This is a genomic window from Kordiimonas lipolytica (assembly GCF_042651265.1).
Taxonomy (GTDB): Bacteria; Pseudomonadota; Alphaproteobacteria; order Sphingomonadales; family Kordiimonadaceae; genus Kordiimonas; species Kordiimonas lipolytica.
In genome coordinates this window covers 167,844-182,365 of sequence record NZ_JBHSCR010000001.1, presented here as the reverse complement: position 1 = coordinate 182,365, position 14,522 = coordinate 167,844, and the positions used below count along the sequence as shown (strand labels likewise).

The 14,522-nt window shown below is 56.2% G+C and carries 15 protein-coding genes; 7 read left to right on the top strand and 8 right to left on the bottom strand.

The window, feature by feature from the left end; genetic code table 11:
- Positions 1 to 26: 26 nt before the first annotated feature.
- The 6 genes from uraH to ACFO5Q_RS00795 are packed head-to-tail and all read left to right on the top strand — an operon-like array spanning position 27 to position 6,679.
- Positions 27 to 380: a hydroxyisourate hydrolase gene (gene uraH, locus ACFO5Q_RS00820; protein ID WP_068150807.1), complete on the top strand. Its 354-nt coding sequence runs from the start codon at positions 27 to 29 to the stop codon at positions 378 to 380.
- 15 nt (positions 381 to 395) lie between these two features.
- Entirely contained in the window at positions 396 to 1,874 is a 1,479-nt protein-coding gene (xdhA, locus tag ACFO5Q_RS00815; RefSeq protein ID WP_068150804.1) for a xanthine dehydrogenase small subunit, read from the top strand.
- Complete coding sequence (gene xdhB / locus ACFO5Q_RS00810) at positions 1,867 to 4,173, top strand: xanthine dehydrogenase molybdopterin binding subunit (protein ID WP_068150801.1); 2,307 nt, start codon at positions 1,867 to 1,869, stop codon at positions 4,171 to 4,173. Before xdhA ends, xdhB begins: the two co-directional genes overlap by 8 nt.
- A gap of 4 nt (positions 4,174 to 4,177) precedes the next feature.
- Positions 4,178 to 4,936, top strand: coding sequence for a xanthine dehydrogenase accessory protein XdhC (gene xdhC, locus ACFO5Q_RS00805; protein WP_068150799.1), 759 nt, complete (start codon positions 4,178 to 4,180; stop codon positions 4,934 to 4,936).
- 54 nt (positions 4,937 to 4,990) lie between these two features.
- Positions 4,991 to 6,178 (top strand): urate hydroxylase PuuD, encoded by a 1,188-nt coding sequence (locus tag ACFO5Q_RS00800; protein WP_068150796.1) that lies wholly within the window; start codon positions 4,991 to 4,993, stop codon positions 6,176 to 6,178.
- A gap of 3 nt (positions 6,179 to 6,181) precedes the next feature.
- Positions 6,182 to 6,679: an ureidoglycolate lyase gene (locus ACFO5Q_RS00795; RefSeq protein ID WP_068150793.1), complete on the top strand. Its 498-nt coding sequence runs from the start codon at positions 6,182 to 6,184 to the stop codon at positions 6,677 to 6,679.
- On the opposite strand, the gene ACFO5Q_RS00790 is transcribed toward ACFO5Q_RS00795, so the two are convergent.
- The 7 genes from ACFO5Q_RS00790 to ACFO5Q_RS00760 form a co-directional block, all read right to left on the bottom strand.
- Positions 6,676 to 7,410 (bottom strand): substrate-binding periplasmic protein, encoded by a 735-nt coding sequence (locus tag ACFO5Q_RS00790; protein WP_068150790.1) that lies wholly within the window; start codon positions 7,408 to 7,410, stop codon positions 6,676 to 6,678. The genes ACFO5Q_RS00795 and ACFO5Q_RS00790 overlap by 4 nt on opposite strands.
- 98 nt (positions 7,411 to 7,508) lie before the next feature.
- Positions 7,509 to 8,222 carry a substrate-binding periplasmic protein gene (locus ACFO5Q_RS00785; RefSeq protein ID WP_068150786.1) on the bottom strand — a complete coding sequence of 238 codons (714 nt, stop codon included), beginning with the start codon at positions 8,220 to 8,222 and terminating at the stop codon, positions 7,509 to 7,511.
- Between the two features lie 90 nt (positions 8,223 to 8,312).
- On the bottom strand, positions 8,313 to 9,611 hold the full coding sequence (gene guaD / locus ACFO5Q_RS00780) for a guanine deaminase (RefSeq protein ID WP_068150783.1): 1,299 nt from the start codon (positions 9,609 to 9,611) through the stop codon (positions 8,313 to 8,315).
- Positions 9,612 to 9,787: 176 nt separating this feature from the next.
- Positions 9,788 to 10,324 (bottom strand): PAS domain-containing protein, encoded by a 537-nt coding sequence (locus ACFO5Q_RS00775; RefSeq protein ID WP_068150781.1) that lies wholly within the window; start codon positions 10,322 to 10,324, stop codon positions 9,788 to 9,790.
- An 85-nt stretch (positions 10,325 to 10,409) separates the two neighbouring features.
- A complete protein-coding gene (locus ACFO5Q_RS00770; RefSeq protein WP_068150775.1) occupies positions 10,410 to 11,369 on the bottom strand; it encodes a hypothetical protein in 960 nt (319 codons plus the stop codon).
- A 6-nt stretch (positions 11,370 to 11,375) separates the two neighbouring features.
- A complete protein-coding gene (locus ACFO5Q_RS00765; protein ID WP_068150772.1) occupies positions 11,376 to 12,587 on the bottom strand; it encodes a glycosyltransferase family 4 protein in 1,212 nt (403 codons plus the stop codon).
- A gap of 193 nt (positions 12,588 to 12,780) precedes the next feature.
- Positions 12,781 to 13,398, bottom strand: a complete 618-nt coding sequence (locus ACFO5Q_RS00760; protein WP_068150770.1) for a PAS domain-containing protein — start codon at positions 13,396 to 13,398, stop codon at positions 12,781 to 12,783.
- A gap of 207 nt (positions 13,399 to 13,605) precedes the next feature.
- Here ACFO5Q_RS00760 and ACFO5Q_RS00755 point away from each other — a divergent pair, with 207 nt between their 5' ends.
- On the top strand, positions 13,606 to 13,797 hold the full coding sequence (locus ACFO5Q_RS00755) for a (2Fe-2S)-binding protein (protein ID WP_068150765.1): 192 nt from the start codon (positions 13,606 to 13,608) through the stop codon (positions 13,795 to 13,797).
- A gap of 103 nt (positions 13,798 to 13,900) precedes the next feature.
- Here the strand turns inward: ACFO5Q_RS00755 and bfr are convergent, their stop codons facing one another.
- Positions 13,901 to 14,380, bottom strand: a complete 480-nt coding sequence (gene bfr, locus ACFO5Q_RS00750) for a bacterioferritin (RefSeq protein ID WP_068150761.1) — start codon at positions 14,378 to 14,380, stop codon at positions 13,901 to 13,903.
- Positions 14,381 to 14,522 lie beyond the last annotated feature (142 nt).

Genomic DNA, 14,522 nt, shown 5'->3' with positions numbered 1-14,522 from the left:
ATTTCAACTGACTTCACGAGGGCAATATGGGAAGGCTTACCACCCATGTCCTGGACACGGCAAATGGGTGTCCGGGAGAAGGCATTCATATCAAGCTCTATGCGCTCAAGTCTGATGGCATGACGCTCTTGAGGGAAGCTGTCACCAACAATGACGGTCGGGTGGATGCACCGCTTCTGGAAGGGGCCGATTTCGCCAAAGGTGAGTATCTGCTGGAATTCGCAGCGGGCGATTATTTCCGTGCGCGCGGCACCGGGCTTTCTGATCCGGCTTTCCTTGATGTCGTGCCAATCCGTTTTGGTGTTGCGGACGCGGGCGCGCACTATCATGTGCCGCTCCTGATCTCGCCCTTTGGCTACAGCACCTATCGTGGCAGTTAGGGAGTTTTTGGCCTGATGTACGGCACAGTCAGATTTCTTCTGGATGGTGAACTGCATGAGCTTGTGAACCCGGATCCCACGGAAACGGTGCTCCAGTTCCTGCGCTACCGCCTGGCGCGCACCGGCACCAAGGAAGGCTGCGCGGAGGGCGACTGCGGCGCCTGCACGGTAGTGCTTGGTGAAGTGGTTGACGAGGAAATGCGCTACCGGGCGGTAAACGCCTGCATCCTTTTCCTGCCCACGCTGGACGGCAAGGAGCTGATTACGGTTGAAAGCCTGAAGCGTGCTGATGGCACGCTGCATCCTGTGCAGCAGGCGATTGTGGATACTCACGGCTCCCAATGCGGCTTCTGTACGCCGGGTTTCGTGATGAGCCTTTATGCCTTGTATGAGGACGGTGTTACCGCAACGCGCGAGGGGCTTAATGACACGCTTGCGGGCAACCTGTGCCGTTGCACCGGCTATGGCCCGCTCCTTGAGGCCGGGATGCGGGCACAGGAAGCGCGTGTCCCTATGGACCATATGGCGCTGAAGGAAAAGATCGAAGGGCTGATGGCGCTTAAGCGGCACGAGACGCTGGAGTTGATAGCAAAAGACCCGGTTTCCGGGGCTGAAAAAAAATATTTCGCTCCAGTAACAACTGAGGCGCTGGCAGAATTGGTTGAGCAGTATCCAAAGGCTACGATCCTGGCGGGCGGGACGGACGTTGGCCTGTGGGTCACGAAGCAGCACCGGGAACTGTCGGTTGTGATTTATACCGGCGCGGTGGCGGCCCTGAAGGAGACTCGCGAGTCTGGCGAGTCGATTGAGATTGGCGCGGGTGTCAGTGTCTCTGACGGCATGGACGTCCTGGCGAAATACTATCCGGATATGGGGGAGCTTTATCGCCGCTTCGCCAGTGTGCAGATCAGAAACAGCGGCACCATCGGCGGCAACATCGCCAACGGCTCACCCATCGGGGATAGCCCACCTGCCCTCATTGCGGCAGGGGCTGAACTGGTTCTCAGGAAAGGCACGGATGAACGCACCATCGCGCTTGAGGATTATTTTATCGAATACGGCAAGCAGGACCGCACCCCAGGCGAGTTCCTAGTGCGCATCATTGTGCCGAAACCCCAGGAGAATCGCCGATTCAGGGCCTATAAAATCTCCAAGCGGTTCGACCAGGATATCTCTGCCGTGTGTGGGGCTTTCTGCCTGACTATTGTGGACGGCATTGTCGAGGACGCCCGCATCGCTTTTGGTGGCATGGCTGCGACCCCGAAGCGCGCGACCGCGACAGAGGCAGCGCTCGTGGGCAAGGAATGGTCCCTGGAAGCTGCCCAAGCCGCGATGGAAGCGATGCGCCAGGACTATGCGCCGATTTCCGACATGCGGGCGAGTGCTGAGTACCGCATGCAAGTGGCCCAGAACCTGCTGATGCGGGCCTATCTTGAGACTACGACAGATATCGCGACGCGGTTGGTGGGCGATAAGGTACTTGCGCATGTCTGATACGCTTTCGGATATCAAGGGTGCCGTGCACAAGGAGTTACGCCACGACAGCGCGCACAAGCATGTCTCTGGTGAGGCACGCTATATCGACGATCTGCCGGAGCCGAAGGACCTGCTGCATCTTTATGTGGCCATGAGCAAGAAGGCCCACGCCCGCATTACAGCAATGGATCTTAGCGCGGTGAAGGCGGCCAAAGGTGTGGTTTGCGTGATTTCGGCTGAGGATATTCCCGGCCACAATGACGTCAGCGCCTTCGCGGGCGATGATCCACTGTTCGCGGAAGGCCTTGTGGAATATGTTGGCCAGCCGATTTTCGCCGTAGCCGCCACAAGCGTTGACCTTGCCCGCGCCGCCGCGAAGCTGGCGGATGTGACCTACGAGGAACTGCCTGCGCTGATCACCATCGATGACGCGCTGGAAGCGGAAAGTGCAATAGAGCCCATGCAGACCATGGGGCAGGGTGATGCTGCAGCGGCGCTTGGCTCCGCCCCCCACCGGCTTCAGGGCAGCTTCCGTATTGGCGGGCAGGACCATTTCTATCTTGAAGGCCAGATCGCCTACGCGACCCCACAGGAAGACGGCGATGTGCATGTGTTTTCCAGTACCCAGCATCCATCAGAGGTGCAGCATCTGGTGGCCCAGGTTCTTGGCCGCCCGACGAATGCAGTGACGGTTGAAGTGCGCAGAATGGGCGGCGGCTTTGGCGGTAAGGAAACCCACCCGGCCATGTTTGCAGCGATGGCGTCGCTCGTTGCCGTGAAGACAGGACGGCCTGCCAAGCTGAGGCTCGACCGCGACGACGACATGGTTATGACCGGCAAGCGTCATGATTTCAAGTACGGGTATGACGTGGGCTTCGACGACGACGGCAACATCCTCGGCATTGAGATTGAGATGGCCTCGCGCTGTGGCCGGTCCACCGACCTGTCGCCCGCCATCAACGACCGCGCCATGTTCCATGCTGACAACTGCTATTTCCTTGGGGACAGCACGATCAGGTCGCACCGCCTGAAAACCCACACGGTGTCGAACACCGCCTTCCGCGGCTTCGGTGGCCCGCAGGGCATGATCGGCATCGAGTATGTCATCGACGATATCGCTCGCGCGCTGGGTAAGGACCCCACGGAAGTGCGGCTTGCGAACCTTTACGGCGAAGGCCGGGATATCACGCCTTACGGCATGACGGTTGAAGACAATATCGCCGGGGAGCTGATCACTGAGCTAGCAGAAAGCGCCGACTATAAGGCGCGCCGGACGGCGATCCGGGAGTTCAATGCCGCGAGCCCGGTGCTGAAGAAAGGCATGGCGTTGACACCCGTGAAGTTCGGCATCAGCTTCACCACGACCCACCTTAACCAGGCGGGCGCGCTGGTGCATGTCTATGCCGACGGCAGTGTGCACCTGAACCATGGCGGCACGGAAATGGGGCAGGGCCTGTTTGTGAAGGTAGCCCAAGTGGTGGCCGAAGAATTCCAGATCGACGTGGACAAGATCAAAATCACTGCCACGACGACCGCGAAGGTGCCCAACACGTCGGCGACGGCGGCGTCAAGTGGGTCTGACCTTAACGGCATGGCGGCCTTGGATGCCGCGCGCAAAATTAAGGCGCGGCTTGTGGATTTCGCGGCCTCGAGGTATGGCTGCCCGACTGATCGGGTGACCTTCAGGAACAACAAGGTTTACGTGGAAAACAACGAACTGGCGTTTGAGGAGCTAACGAAAGCGGCCTATTTGAACCGGGTGTCGCTGTCCGCCACCGGTTTCTATAAAACGCCCAAGATCCACTATGACCGCGCGGCCCACAAAGGCAGGCCGTTCCTTTATTTCTGCTACGGTGCGGCTGTGAGTGAGGTGATGATCGATACGCTCACGGGTGAATATAAGGTTACCCAAGTTGACATCCTGCATGACACCGGCCGGTCGCTCAATCCGGCGATCGACAAGGGCCAGATCGAGGGTGGCTTCATCCAGGGCATGGGCTGGCTGACAACCGAAGAGCTGGTGTTCGACGGGCAGGGCAACCTGCGGACCCACGCCCCCAGCACCTACAAAATCCCAGCCTGCAGCGACCGGCCGGAAGTGATGAATATCGAGCTTTACAGTAAAGGTCGCAATGTGGAAGCCACGATCCACCGGTCAAAGGCGGTCGGCGAACCGCCGTTCATGCTGGCGAACAGTGTGTTCCTGGCGATCCGCGACGCGGTAGCGTCTGTAGGTGACTATAAGGTTTCGCCAAAGCTAAACGCGCCCGCCACGCCTGAAGAGGTGCTGATGGCGGTACGGGCACTTAAGGGGTAGGCCGGTGAGTAGCGAGTATGGCGTTCTGATTGTTGTCGAGGAGACCAAAGGCTCAGTGCCGCGTGAGGCGGGCACGACCATGTGGGTGGATGCACGCGGCATCCAGGGCACCATCGGCGGCGGCAACCTCGAATATCAGGCGATTGAACAGGCGCATAAGCTGCTGGCGGATGATGCGCTCACTGAACTCAGCCAGAATTACGCGCTTGGCCCTTTGCTCGAACAATGCTGTGGCGGCAGCGTGACGCTGAAACTCACCAAAAAACCGCTCAGTGAGCGCATGGCTTTGATGACCGACCGCCGCGCACGGACACCGCTCTATATGTTCGGCGCAGGGCATGTGGGCAAGGCCGTGATGGCTGCGATCCACAAGCTGCCGTTTCAGGTGACCTGGGTGGACGCGCGCGCGCATGAGTTCCCAAGTTTTATGCCCAAACATGCAGAAAGGGTGACAGACCGCGACCCCGTCGAAGTGGTGGAAAGCGCAGCCCCAGGCAGCCTGTTCCTGATTTTCACCCACAGCCACCAGCTGGATTACGCCATCACGGCCGCGGTACTGGGGCGCGGTGACGCACGCTATTGCGGGCTGATTGGGTCAAAGACCAAACGCGCGCGGTTTGAAAACCGCATGCTCAAGGAACGTGTGATCGCGGAAGAAGACTTGCTGAGGCTCATCTGCCCTATTGGGGTTGAAGGTGTCACGGGTAAGGAACCCGAGATTATCGCCGCCGGCATCGCCGCACAGCTGTTGCAGCATCTGTAACGGCCCGCTCGGGCGACAGGTGGTTTGCCAGAAGTATGAAGGAAAGACGGGACGATGGAATTCGATTTTACTCCTTGGCTTAATCTGGCCATTCGCTGGCTGCATTTCATCACCGGCATCGCCTGGATTGGCTCCAGTTTCTATTTCATCTGGCTGGATAACCACCTTGAAAGCCCGAAAGAGCCCAAGAAAGGTATGTCGGGTGAGCTGTGGTCTGTGCATGGCGGTGGCTTTTACCATAAGCAGAAATATGCCGTAGCGCCGGAACAGATGCCCGAAAACCTGCATTGGTTCAAATGGGAAGCCTATTTCACCTGGATGTCCGGCTTTGCGCTTCTGGCCGTGATTTATTATCTGGGCGCTGATCTGTTCCTGATCGACAAATCAAAGATGGACCTGACGCAGTTTGAGGCAATCGGTATCAGCCTGGCTTTCCTGGTTGGCGGCTGGGTGTTTTATGATGGCCTTTGCCGGTCACCCCTTGGCACGAACAATACGCTTACGGGCATCATCTGGTTCGCGGCCCTGACCGCTGCGGCCTATGCGCTGACGCATATTTTTTCTGACCGGGCGGCCTTCATCCATATCGGTGCCATTGTGGGCACCGCCATGGCGGCCAATGTGTTCATGGTGATTATCCCGAACCAGAAGAAGGTGGTGTCCGCCTTGACGGCGGGAGAGACGCCGGACCCGAAACTTGGCCAGATGGGCAAGCAACGATCCTTGCATAACAACTATATGACTCTGCCAGTCTTGTTTTTGATGATCTCCAACCACTATCCAATGACCTTCTCAAGTCCTTACAATTGGGTGGTTGTGGCGGCCATTGGCCTTGTGGGTGTGATGGTGCGGCATTTCTTCAACTTGCGCCACAAGGGCAAGACAAGCCCGGCGCTTGTTGTGGCCTCGGTGGTGCTTTTCCTCGCCATTGCTTTCTTTGCCGCAGAGGCTGAAAAAGCAAGTCGTGTGGAGGTGAAAGAGACTGTGACGTTCGGGCAGGTTCAGGCGGTTCTGGGGAAGCATTGCAATATGTGCCACGCGGCGGCGCCAACCCACGAATTTTTCCCGGAAGCACCGGGCGGCGTGATGTTCGACACCGCTGATCAGGTGGTTCAATATGCGCCCAAGATCATGGAGCAGGCTGTGATGTCCGATATCATGCCGCTTGGCAACGAGACGGGTATGACGGACGAGGAACGCGCGCTTCTTGGCAAATGGATCGAAGACGGAGCGAGAAGGTAAGCCATGCGCAAACTAAAGGTCGAACCACTGACACGTGAAGCTTTTGCGCCTTTTGGCGATGTGATTGAGGCGTCCGATGATGCCGAAAAGCACACAATCAATTACGGCAACACTACGCGCTTTCATGATCTGGCGACCATCAATGTAACGGCGGACGGTGCGAAGGCTGGCATCAGCATCTTTCGCTCGGCACCGCTTCCGATGCCGATCATGATTGAGGTGATGGAATATCACCCCAAGTCGTCACAGGCGTTTGTGCCGCTTTCCGCCCGATCCTATCTGGTGGTTGTGGCGCCGAAGGGACCGTTTGAAGCGCGGGGTATGCGGGCCTTTCTGGCAAGCGGCGATCAAGGTGTGAACTATCATGCTGGTACCTGGCATCATTTCTCGCTCGCGCTTGAGGATATCAGTGATTTTCTGGTGATTGACCGGATCGCGGATGATGACAACTGCGTGGAATACCACCTGAAGGCAAGCGAGCAGGTCACATTGGAGATTTAATCTGTCGGGGTGGCCTGTCCCATGACTTGTCTTTTAAAGTCCGTCATTTCTTCATTGATCTGTTGAAGCTTACGCATAAGGTCAGGGTCAGTGTCCAGGCTGCAGCCCATGCTTGTGGATACATTTTTAAAAGGCAAGGCTTCTAGCGGCAAAGGTGTGTTTGCTTCCTTGGCGATGTAGGGAATTTCAACGGCGCCGGTCAACAAAAGGTCGACTCGACCATGAAAAAGAAGCCGCACAGCATCCACATTTGTGCCCGCATTCAGGATTCTTTCATGGCCGGTTTCCTGAAGCGCGTTTGCGGATGCGTATCCAGATACAGTGGCGATCTGATAGGGGGCGATATCCGCCAGGCTCTCAAGCTCCAAGGGGGAATCCGGTCGTTTGAAGAAGGCCCAACGCCCCTCATAAAGGGGAGAGACCCACAGGAATTTGTTTTCGCGATCGGGGGTGCGGTCCATAGCAAACAGGCAAGTGTTCGGTGAGCGCCGCGTTAAAGACAGAGCGCGCTTCCAGGGCAAGAGCTCAATAGTATAGTTGATATTGGCCCGTTTCAGCATTTCGTCGACAATGATGAAAACCAGGCCTTCAATTTTCTGGCTGTCTGCGGACAGGTAAGTGAGGGGTGGGTTATGCTCGGTATAGAGGCTCAGCTGCGGTGCCTCAGGCAGTGGTGCGGGCACTGGCTCAGCAGCGGTTACAGTTGCAGCAAAGGCGAAGGCAGCGAACACAAAGTGCTCCAGCTGTTGTTGTCCCATCCGGTAATCAGTTTACATGTTTTTGAGAGTGACACCAGAGACGAAGCACGCCACCCGGTCACGACATGGCTTTAATAGTCGATGTTGCTGTAGGCTTTCTTGCGAAAGTCGGCCATGGTGGCGTTTGCGGCCTGCAGTTTGGCGATAATCGATGGGTCAGTCCCTAAATTGCAGCCCATGCCGGTAAAGGCCTCCTTGAACTGCAGTGCTTTTGTCGGAGTGGGTAGGCCTGCCGCTTTTGCCACATAGGGCGCCTCAAAGTCACCGAGCAGCATCAGGTCGACCCTGCCATGAAATAGCAGTTGCATCGCGCGTTCGTTGCTGGTTGCCATCAGGACTTTCTGGTGCCCGGTTTGCTGAAGCGCCAGCGCGGACGCATAGCCACTTGTCGCGACCACTTTATAGGCCGCTACATCTGCAAGGGACGTCAGCTCAATTGCGGCATCGGGCCGCTTGAAAAAGGACCAGGGGCCTTCAAATAGAGGCGACACCCAAAGGAACTTCTTCTCCCGTTCAGGGGTGCGGTTCATGCCAAAGACACAGGCATTCTTCTGGCGAAGTGTTTCGGAATAGGCCCGCTTCCAGGGGATAAGCTCCACCGTGTAAGGGACGTCTGCGCGCTGCATGAGTTCCCTGACGACTGCCATAGTGGCGCCAGCGATTTCCCCGGTTTCTTCCTGTTTGTAGGTAAAGGGCGGGTTATGCTCGGTATAAAGCTCGAGCGTTGGGGGTGCGTCTGCAGACTGCAAAAGAACAGTCGAAAGTAAGGCAAATGCAGTGAACAACTATATTCCCGCCCATATGCAGTGGTCAAAGGTTCACTATAACGTAACTTGATTAAGGGGCAATGTATGCCTTGTACTTATTTTGGGCACTTATTTTGAGTAGCGGCACTCGCCCGCGATATAGGTATGACTGATAGTGCGGTCGTCACCCAGCATCGACAGGACAAAAAGTGTCTCGTCGATAGAGGTGCAGGTTTTCAGTCGCCGCTTCAGAAGCGGTGTCGCGGCCATGTCGAGGACAATGAAATCAGCTTCTTTGCCATCTTCGAAATTTCCCACCTTGTCCGCCATATTGAGCGCGCGTGCACCGCCAAGGGTGGCAAGGAAGAAAGACTTATAGGGGTCAAGGGCGTGGCCCTTCAGATGACTTACCTTGTAGGCTTCGTTGAGCGTCTGCAGCATTGAGAAGCTGGTCCCTGCGCCCACGTCAGTGCCCAGGCCGACCTTGACGCCATATTTCTCCGCTTCCCTGAGATTAAAGAGACCACTCCCAAGAAACAGGTTCGATGTCGGGCAGTGGCTGACGGCGGCGCCATGCTCTGCCATGCGCTGGAATACCTCGCCCCCCGTATGGATGCAGTGGGCAAATACGCTGCGGTCGGTCAGCAGGCCGAATTTGGCATAGACATCCAGATAGTCTTTGGCGTCCGGATAGAGGGTTTTCACCCAGTCCATCTCGCTGGTGTTTTCCGCCATATGGGTATGCATTAACAGGTCCGGGATTTCAGCCAGCAGTTTGCCAGCACGAGTGAGCTGGTCATCGGAGCAGGCAGGGGCGAAACGAGGCGTCACAGCATACCCGAGGCGGCCTTTGCCGTGCCACTTTTCAATCAGCTCACGGCTATCAAGGTCCCCGCTTTCGGCCGTGTCGCGCACCGCTTCGGGTACATTCCTGTCCATCAGTGCCTTGCCGGCCACAATCCGCATGCCGCGCTTATAGGCAGCCCCAAACAGGGCATCGATGGATTCCTTGTGAACCGTGCCGTATACGAGTGCGCTTGTGGTGCCGTTCCGAAGCAGTTCTTCAAGAAAAAAGTTGGCGCATTCCTCGGCATGGGCCGGGTCTGCGAACTTGGCTTCTTCAGGGAAGGTATAGCGCTCCAGCCAGTCGAGCAGCTTTTCACCGAAGGAAGCGATCATATCCAGTTGTGGGAAGTGGATGTGGGTGTCGATGAAGCCGGGCATAATAAGGCTGCCGCTGTGGTCTACAATTTCCGCCCCAGTGCCCAGCCCAGGTTCAAGGTCCGCGCGCTTGCCGCAGGCACGCACAAAACCGTCCTCAAGGATGAGCATGCCATCGGCGAAATACTGTGTCGCCTGGTCTGCCCCGATTGTTTCGGGGTCGTCCAGCAGGTGAAATATCGCCCCTTTGATCGCTTTAACCGTCACACCAGATTCCTACCTTTGACCCTATGAATTCCTGTTGCTGGCATAAAAACCCCCGCCCGCAGGCAGGGTTCCACTGTGTCATAAACCGGAGGTCGGTGCCCGATCAAACGGACAATCCTGACTCTTTGGTCAGTTAAGCATTTTTGCTGCTGATTTCCAACAGGTTTCAGCCCTATTCAGACCGAAAGGGAACGGCCTGTACGCTTCGAAGCAACATCGACGGCGACGAGTATTTTCTCAATTTCACGGGACGAATCATAAAGCGGCAGATATAGTGCGTAGGCCTCGAGATATTGGCGGTCAGGTGAAACGGCTGGCGTGATACAAAGCTGTGGCAGGCTTTGCTCCAACACCAAAGCGCTGGTGTGATAGATGCGGGCGGCGGCAATCTGGTTGGTCATCTCATTGATGTCCTTGCCGGAAATCTCGCCATAGAAATTGGCAACATGAGTGCCGATCAGCCGCACATTAAGCGAAAAGGGCTGCTTGTCCCGACCGATATCCATAATCACGAGGTGATCCAGATGTTGGCGGATGTCGGTAGGCCTGATGTCGGCGCGGCATGGCAAATGGTCGCCATCATGCTTGGAAAGCCAATAATCATAGAAGAAATCGGCAATCTTGTTTTTGCCCACAAGATCGGCGCCACCGTGAACTGTAAATTCACCGAATTCCGTGCCAGGGGGCAGGATGCTATGATCCAGCTTCAGCAAGACAGTATATCCTATCCAAACGCTCGTTCTGATTGAGTCGCGAAGCTATCATACCCTATTCAAAGAATTGGTAAACAGGCTTGGCTCAGGCCTGTTTGGCGCGCGCGCGCCTGCGCAATGCAGTTTTTGGCAGGGAAGCCAGTGCAAAAACTACCAGATTTGAAGCCTGTGAAAGGACGCCTGCGGCGAAAAACATCCCGGCAAGCTTGCCTTCAGGGGCCGCCAGGTACCCGATCAGTGTGATCCCAAGCCCTGCCAGCAGCAGGTCCGTGTTTGGCAGGAAAGGCACGCGTGTCAGTACCATCTGGGCGGTCAACAGCAGCAGCCAGGCACTCATCGGCACCTCAGGCACAGCCACGGCCCACATGGCCACCTGCGCCAGAAGGACCACGACCTGGCGGGTCAGGTGCGTCAGGAAAACGGCTTTGGCGGTGCTGCCGTCCAGTGCAATCAGGTGATCGCGGAAATGAATGACGGTGGGGATCAGGATTATGCCCACAAGCACAGCCAAGCCAAGATAGTAGCGGAAGTCGGCATCTGCATCGGTAATCAGGTGCAGCTGCCCGCTTGAGAACAAGACAAGAAGCAGTAAGATGGTAAAGCTGTTTGATGCCAGTGCCGAGAGGATATTGCTGTCCTTGATGTTGGAGAAGATCAGGCCACTTTTGCGCTTCAGGTTTTTCCGTGCCCAAAGGCCGAGAAAGGCTTCCCCGGCATAGCTGAGAACCGCGAAGTTATAGACCCGCATGCGCAGGAAAACACCCAGTTCAGGCCCTGTCTCACCGGCCCAGATAAGGCGATACACCCGTTGCTCGGCGATCGGGTAGGCCAGATACATGATGGTGAAGAAGAAATAGAACCAGGGTGTGGTGGGCAGGCTGGCCATCACTTTGTCCCACCCGATATGCCCCAGTTTGCCGGACAGGAACAGAAGCACGCCAGCGACCGCTGACAACTGCACTACCTTCAGCACAAGCGTGAAGCCTGGCTTGGCCGTGATGGAGGCGAGCAGGTTTTCGATCTGTTTTAACGGGCTTTGGGACACGATATTCTATTTTGCGAGACGGGCGCCCCGGCTGACCTTTGCGTTGGTGCGTTTCTTTGCCCAATAGTGGGTAATCGCCTGTTCATAATTGTCCAGCAGAGCGTTCAGCACTGCATCCCAGGAAAATTTCCGGCTGTCCGCGAGGCTTTCTTCCGCCATACCGGCCCTGAGGCCTTCGTCGGCGATCAGGCGTTCAAGCCTGTCAGCGAAAGCCGATACATCGCCGGGGGGCACCAGATAGCCTGTTTCGCCGGGCCGCACAAGAAAATGGCTGCCAGAGGCATCTGCACATACGGCAGGCACGGCTGATGCCATCGCCTCAAGGGTCACGTTGCCGAAAGTTTCGGTGATGCTGGCATTGAAGAAAATATCGGCGGAGGCATAGGCTCGGGCCAGATCTTCGCCCTGCAGATACCCGCAGAAAACGGCGTCGGCCAGGCGCTTGGCGAACCGTTCGCGCTCGGGTCCGTCGCCAACGATCAAGGCCTTGTGCTTCAGACCCCGTTTCTTCAGCTCATCCAGCGTATCGGCAAAAATGCCAAGACCTTTTTCCAGAACCAGGCGGCCAACAAAAGCGATCACGGCCTCATCGTCCGCGATGCCGTTGTCGCGCCGCCACGCCATGTCACGTTTGGTTGGTGAAAACAGGTCTGCGTCAACGCCGCGGGTCCACAGGCGGATATCTTCCCCCATATGCTGTTCTGTCAGAATTTGGCGCATACATTCCGACGGCACATAAACCTGTTCGCATCGGTTGTAGAAGCGGCGCATGAAGGCGCGCACCAGCGGCTCCAGCCAGCCAAGGTGATAGTAGCGGGGGTAGGTATCAAACCGGGTATGAAAAGACGAGACGGTAGGTACATTGTGCTTGCGCGCCCACTTGAGCGCGCCGCACCCTAAAAGGTCTGGCGCTGCAAGGTGGATCAGTTGTGGATCAAAGGCCTCAAGCTGTTTGCGAACGCTTCGGGGCAGCCCCAAGGCTACCCGGTATTCGCTGCGGCCTGGGAGCGCAAAAGACGGTACTGAAACCAGTGTGCCACTGTGCTTGAAGGCAGGCTTGTCGGCGGTTGGCGCAAAGACCAGCACCTCGATGCCCTGCTCTTCAAGAAAGGCGACAAGGGTATTGAGCGCTCGTACCGGGCCGTCCATCACATAATTATAATTGCCGGAAAAGAGGGCAATCCGCTTTGGCTTCAGGTTGTGAATATCAAATGGCATGTGTCCGTTAATCCCATAGCGCGTTACCGTTTTTCGCGCTGCCGAATGACCAGTTTCGGGCCAGGGTGGGGCCCGCCTTCAGGACAATTCCTAGCGGCCTTTGATGAAGCTTTTAGGTCATCAGAAGGTCGCAGGCTTTATTCTACCGATAATTGCGGCAGGGAAATGGCGGCATGGTGGCGGGGTGTGTTTTTTAACCGGCGGTTTCAGGGACGCCAAAACCAATATCGATATAGCCGATATGATCTACGCGTTGATGCTCAGCAACAGTCTTTGGCGGCTGCCCTTCAACATATTCGCCATCGGAGAATTGATAGACGGCCAAAAAGTACCGGATGGTGCCTTCGTCATCTGTCAGCGGCAATTTCAGCGTGGTGACCTGGGCTTTCTTGCCCCGACTTAGCATGAGGACTTCGGAAATATAGAAACCGCAGGGCTGATCGATGACATTGTCATACACAGCCCTAACGCGTGGACGTTGAATTTCCGGGACCAGTGAAAGGGGATTTGTGTCCGTCAATTTACGGCCAAGCCAATCCTCTACCTCGGTGCCTGCAAGGCGTAAGGTATAGTCACCGTCTTGGAGCCGTTCAAAAATGATGATATTTGGCAGGATGGAGGCGAGCTTGGGTAAACGAAGGTCTGACTTGGCCGGGATGGCCTTGCCCTCATCCAGCAGGTCGCGCCACAATACAGGCCACAGCTTGAGCTTCTCTGCCAGAGCAGACCCGGCAACGTCCTTCATTTTCAGGTCAACCCTGGGAGGCACCTGGGGGAAATCAAAAGGCTTTCTTTGGTATGGTTCGTTCATGAGGTTTATCCTGCTACCGCATTTTTTTTTCAACAATAACATACCTATGCTTGATTAAATACGACTGAATTTCATGTTTGGATCACCGGTCTGATTGCGTGTAACCCCCGCTCAGCATGGGATATAGAGATTTCTTTGTTGACGGGCGAATTGCGAGTTGATAGTAATACTAAGAATTGTTCGCAATTTCAGAAGGTTTGTCGCAGCATGTATGTGTGTCTTTGTAATGGATATACTGACCGGGAAATCCGCGCAGCTGTGCGTGAAGGTGGCGTAAGCAACGCTGAAGAAGCCTATATGTCGCTGGGGGGCGGCTTTTGCTGTGGCGCATGCCGCGACTGTGCGACGGGTCTGGTTGAAGAGGAGCTACCGAACAGGCGCCTTCTTGCCGCAGAATAAGTGGCTTCCGGGCGAGAGCCCGGGCACGACGGGGAAAAGGACCGCCAGGGCACGCGCCCAGGCGGTCCTTTTGTATCTGAAACCGGCGTGTTGAACGTGAGGATTAGTCCTCCGCGGCGGGCGTTTGAAGCTGCACGTAATTCTGGTAGCCCATCTTGTCCAGGAGGCCCAGTTGGGTTTCAAGCCAGTCGATATGCTCTTCCTCAGACGAGAGGATGCTCTCCAGCAGCTCGCGGCTGACATAGTCCCGAACGCTTTCGCAATATTCGATCGCATCCCTGAGGTCCTTGTGGGCTGTATGCTCCATCTTCAGGTCGCACTCGAAAATCTCTTTCACGTCTTCGCCGATCATCAGCTTGCCCAAGTCCTGCAGGTTCGGCAGGCCCTCAAGGAACAGGATGCGTTCGATGAGTTCATCGGCATGCTTCATCTCGTCGATGGATTCTTCGTATTCCTTATCCGCCAGCTTTTTCATGCCCCAGTCTTTGAGCATGCGGGAATGCAGGAAATACTGGTTGATGGCTGTCAGCTCGTTCTTGAGAATCACATTAAGATGCTGAATGACTTGTCTGTCGCCTTTCATGACGAGCCTCCTTTGCCGCTGACTGGATCTGAATATGTCGCGACTATAGCAAGGGCCGGGCAGGTCGCCAACCCTTATCGGCAGGTAAGAGGCGTTCTTAATCGCAGGAAAACAAAGGGATTTTTCTTTAACAAAGACCGAT

Bases quoted from the DNA above. Each gene is read 5' to 3' on its own strand.
- ACFO5Q_RS00760 (WP_068150770.1), bottom strand. From the start codon at position 13,398: ATGAACGAACCATACCAAAGAAAGCCTTTTGATTTCCCCCAGGTGCCT.
- xdhA (WP_068150804.1), top strand. From the start codon at position 396: ATGTACGGCACAGTCAGATTTCTTCTGGATGGTGAACTGCATGAGCTT.
- xdhB (WP_068150801.1), top strand. From the start codon at position 1,867: ATGTCTGATACGCTTTCGGATATCAAGGGTGCCGTGCACAAGGAGTTA.
- ACFO5Q_RS00795 (WP_068150793.1), top strand. From the start codon at position 6,182: ATGCGCAAACTAAAGGTCGAACCACTGACACGTGAAGCTTTTGCGCCT.
- uraH (WP_068150807.1), top strand. From the start codon at position 27: ATGGGAAGGCTTACCACCCATGTCCTGGACACGGCAAATGGGTGTCCG.
- bfr (WP_068150761.1), bottom strand. From the start codon at position 14,380: ATGAAAGGCGACAGACAAGTCATTCAGCATCTTAATGTGATTCTCAAG.
- ACFO5Q_RS00755 (WP_068150765.1), top strand. From the start codon at position 13,606: ATGTATGTGTGTCTTTGTAATGGATATACTGACCGGGAAATCCGCGCA.
- ACFO5Q_RS00800 (WP_068150796.1), top strand. From the start codon at position 4,991: ATGGAATTCGATTTTACTCCTTGGCTTAATCTGGCCATTCGCTGGCTG.
- ACFO5Q_RS00765 (WP_068150772.1), bottom strand. From the start codon at position 12,587: ATGCCATTTGATATTCACAACCTGAAGCCAAAGCGGATTGCCCTCTTT.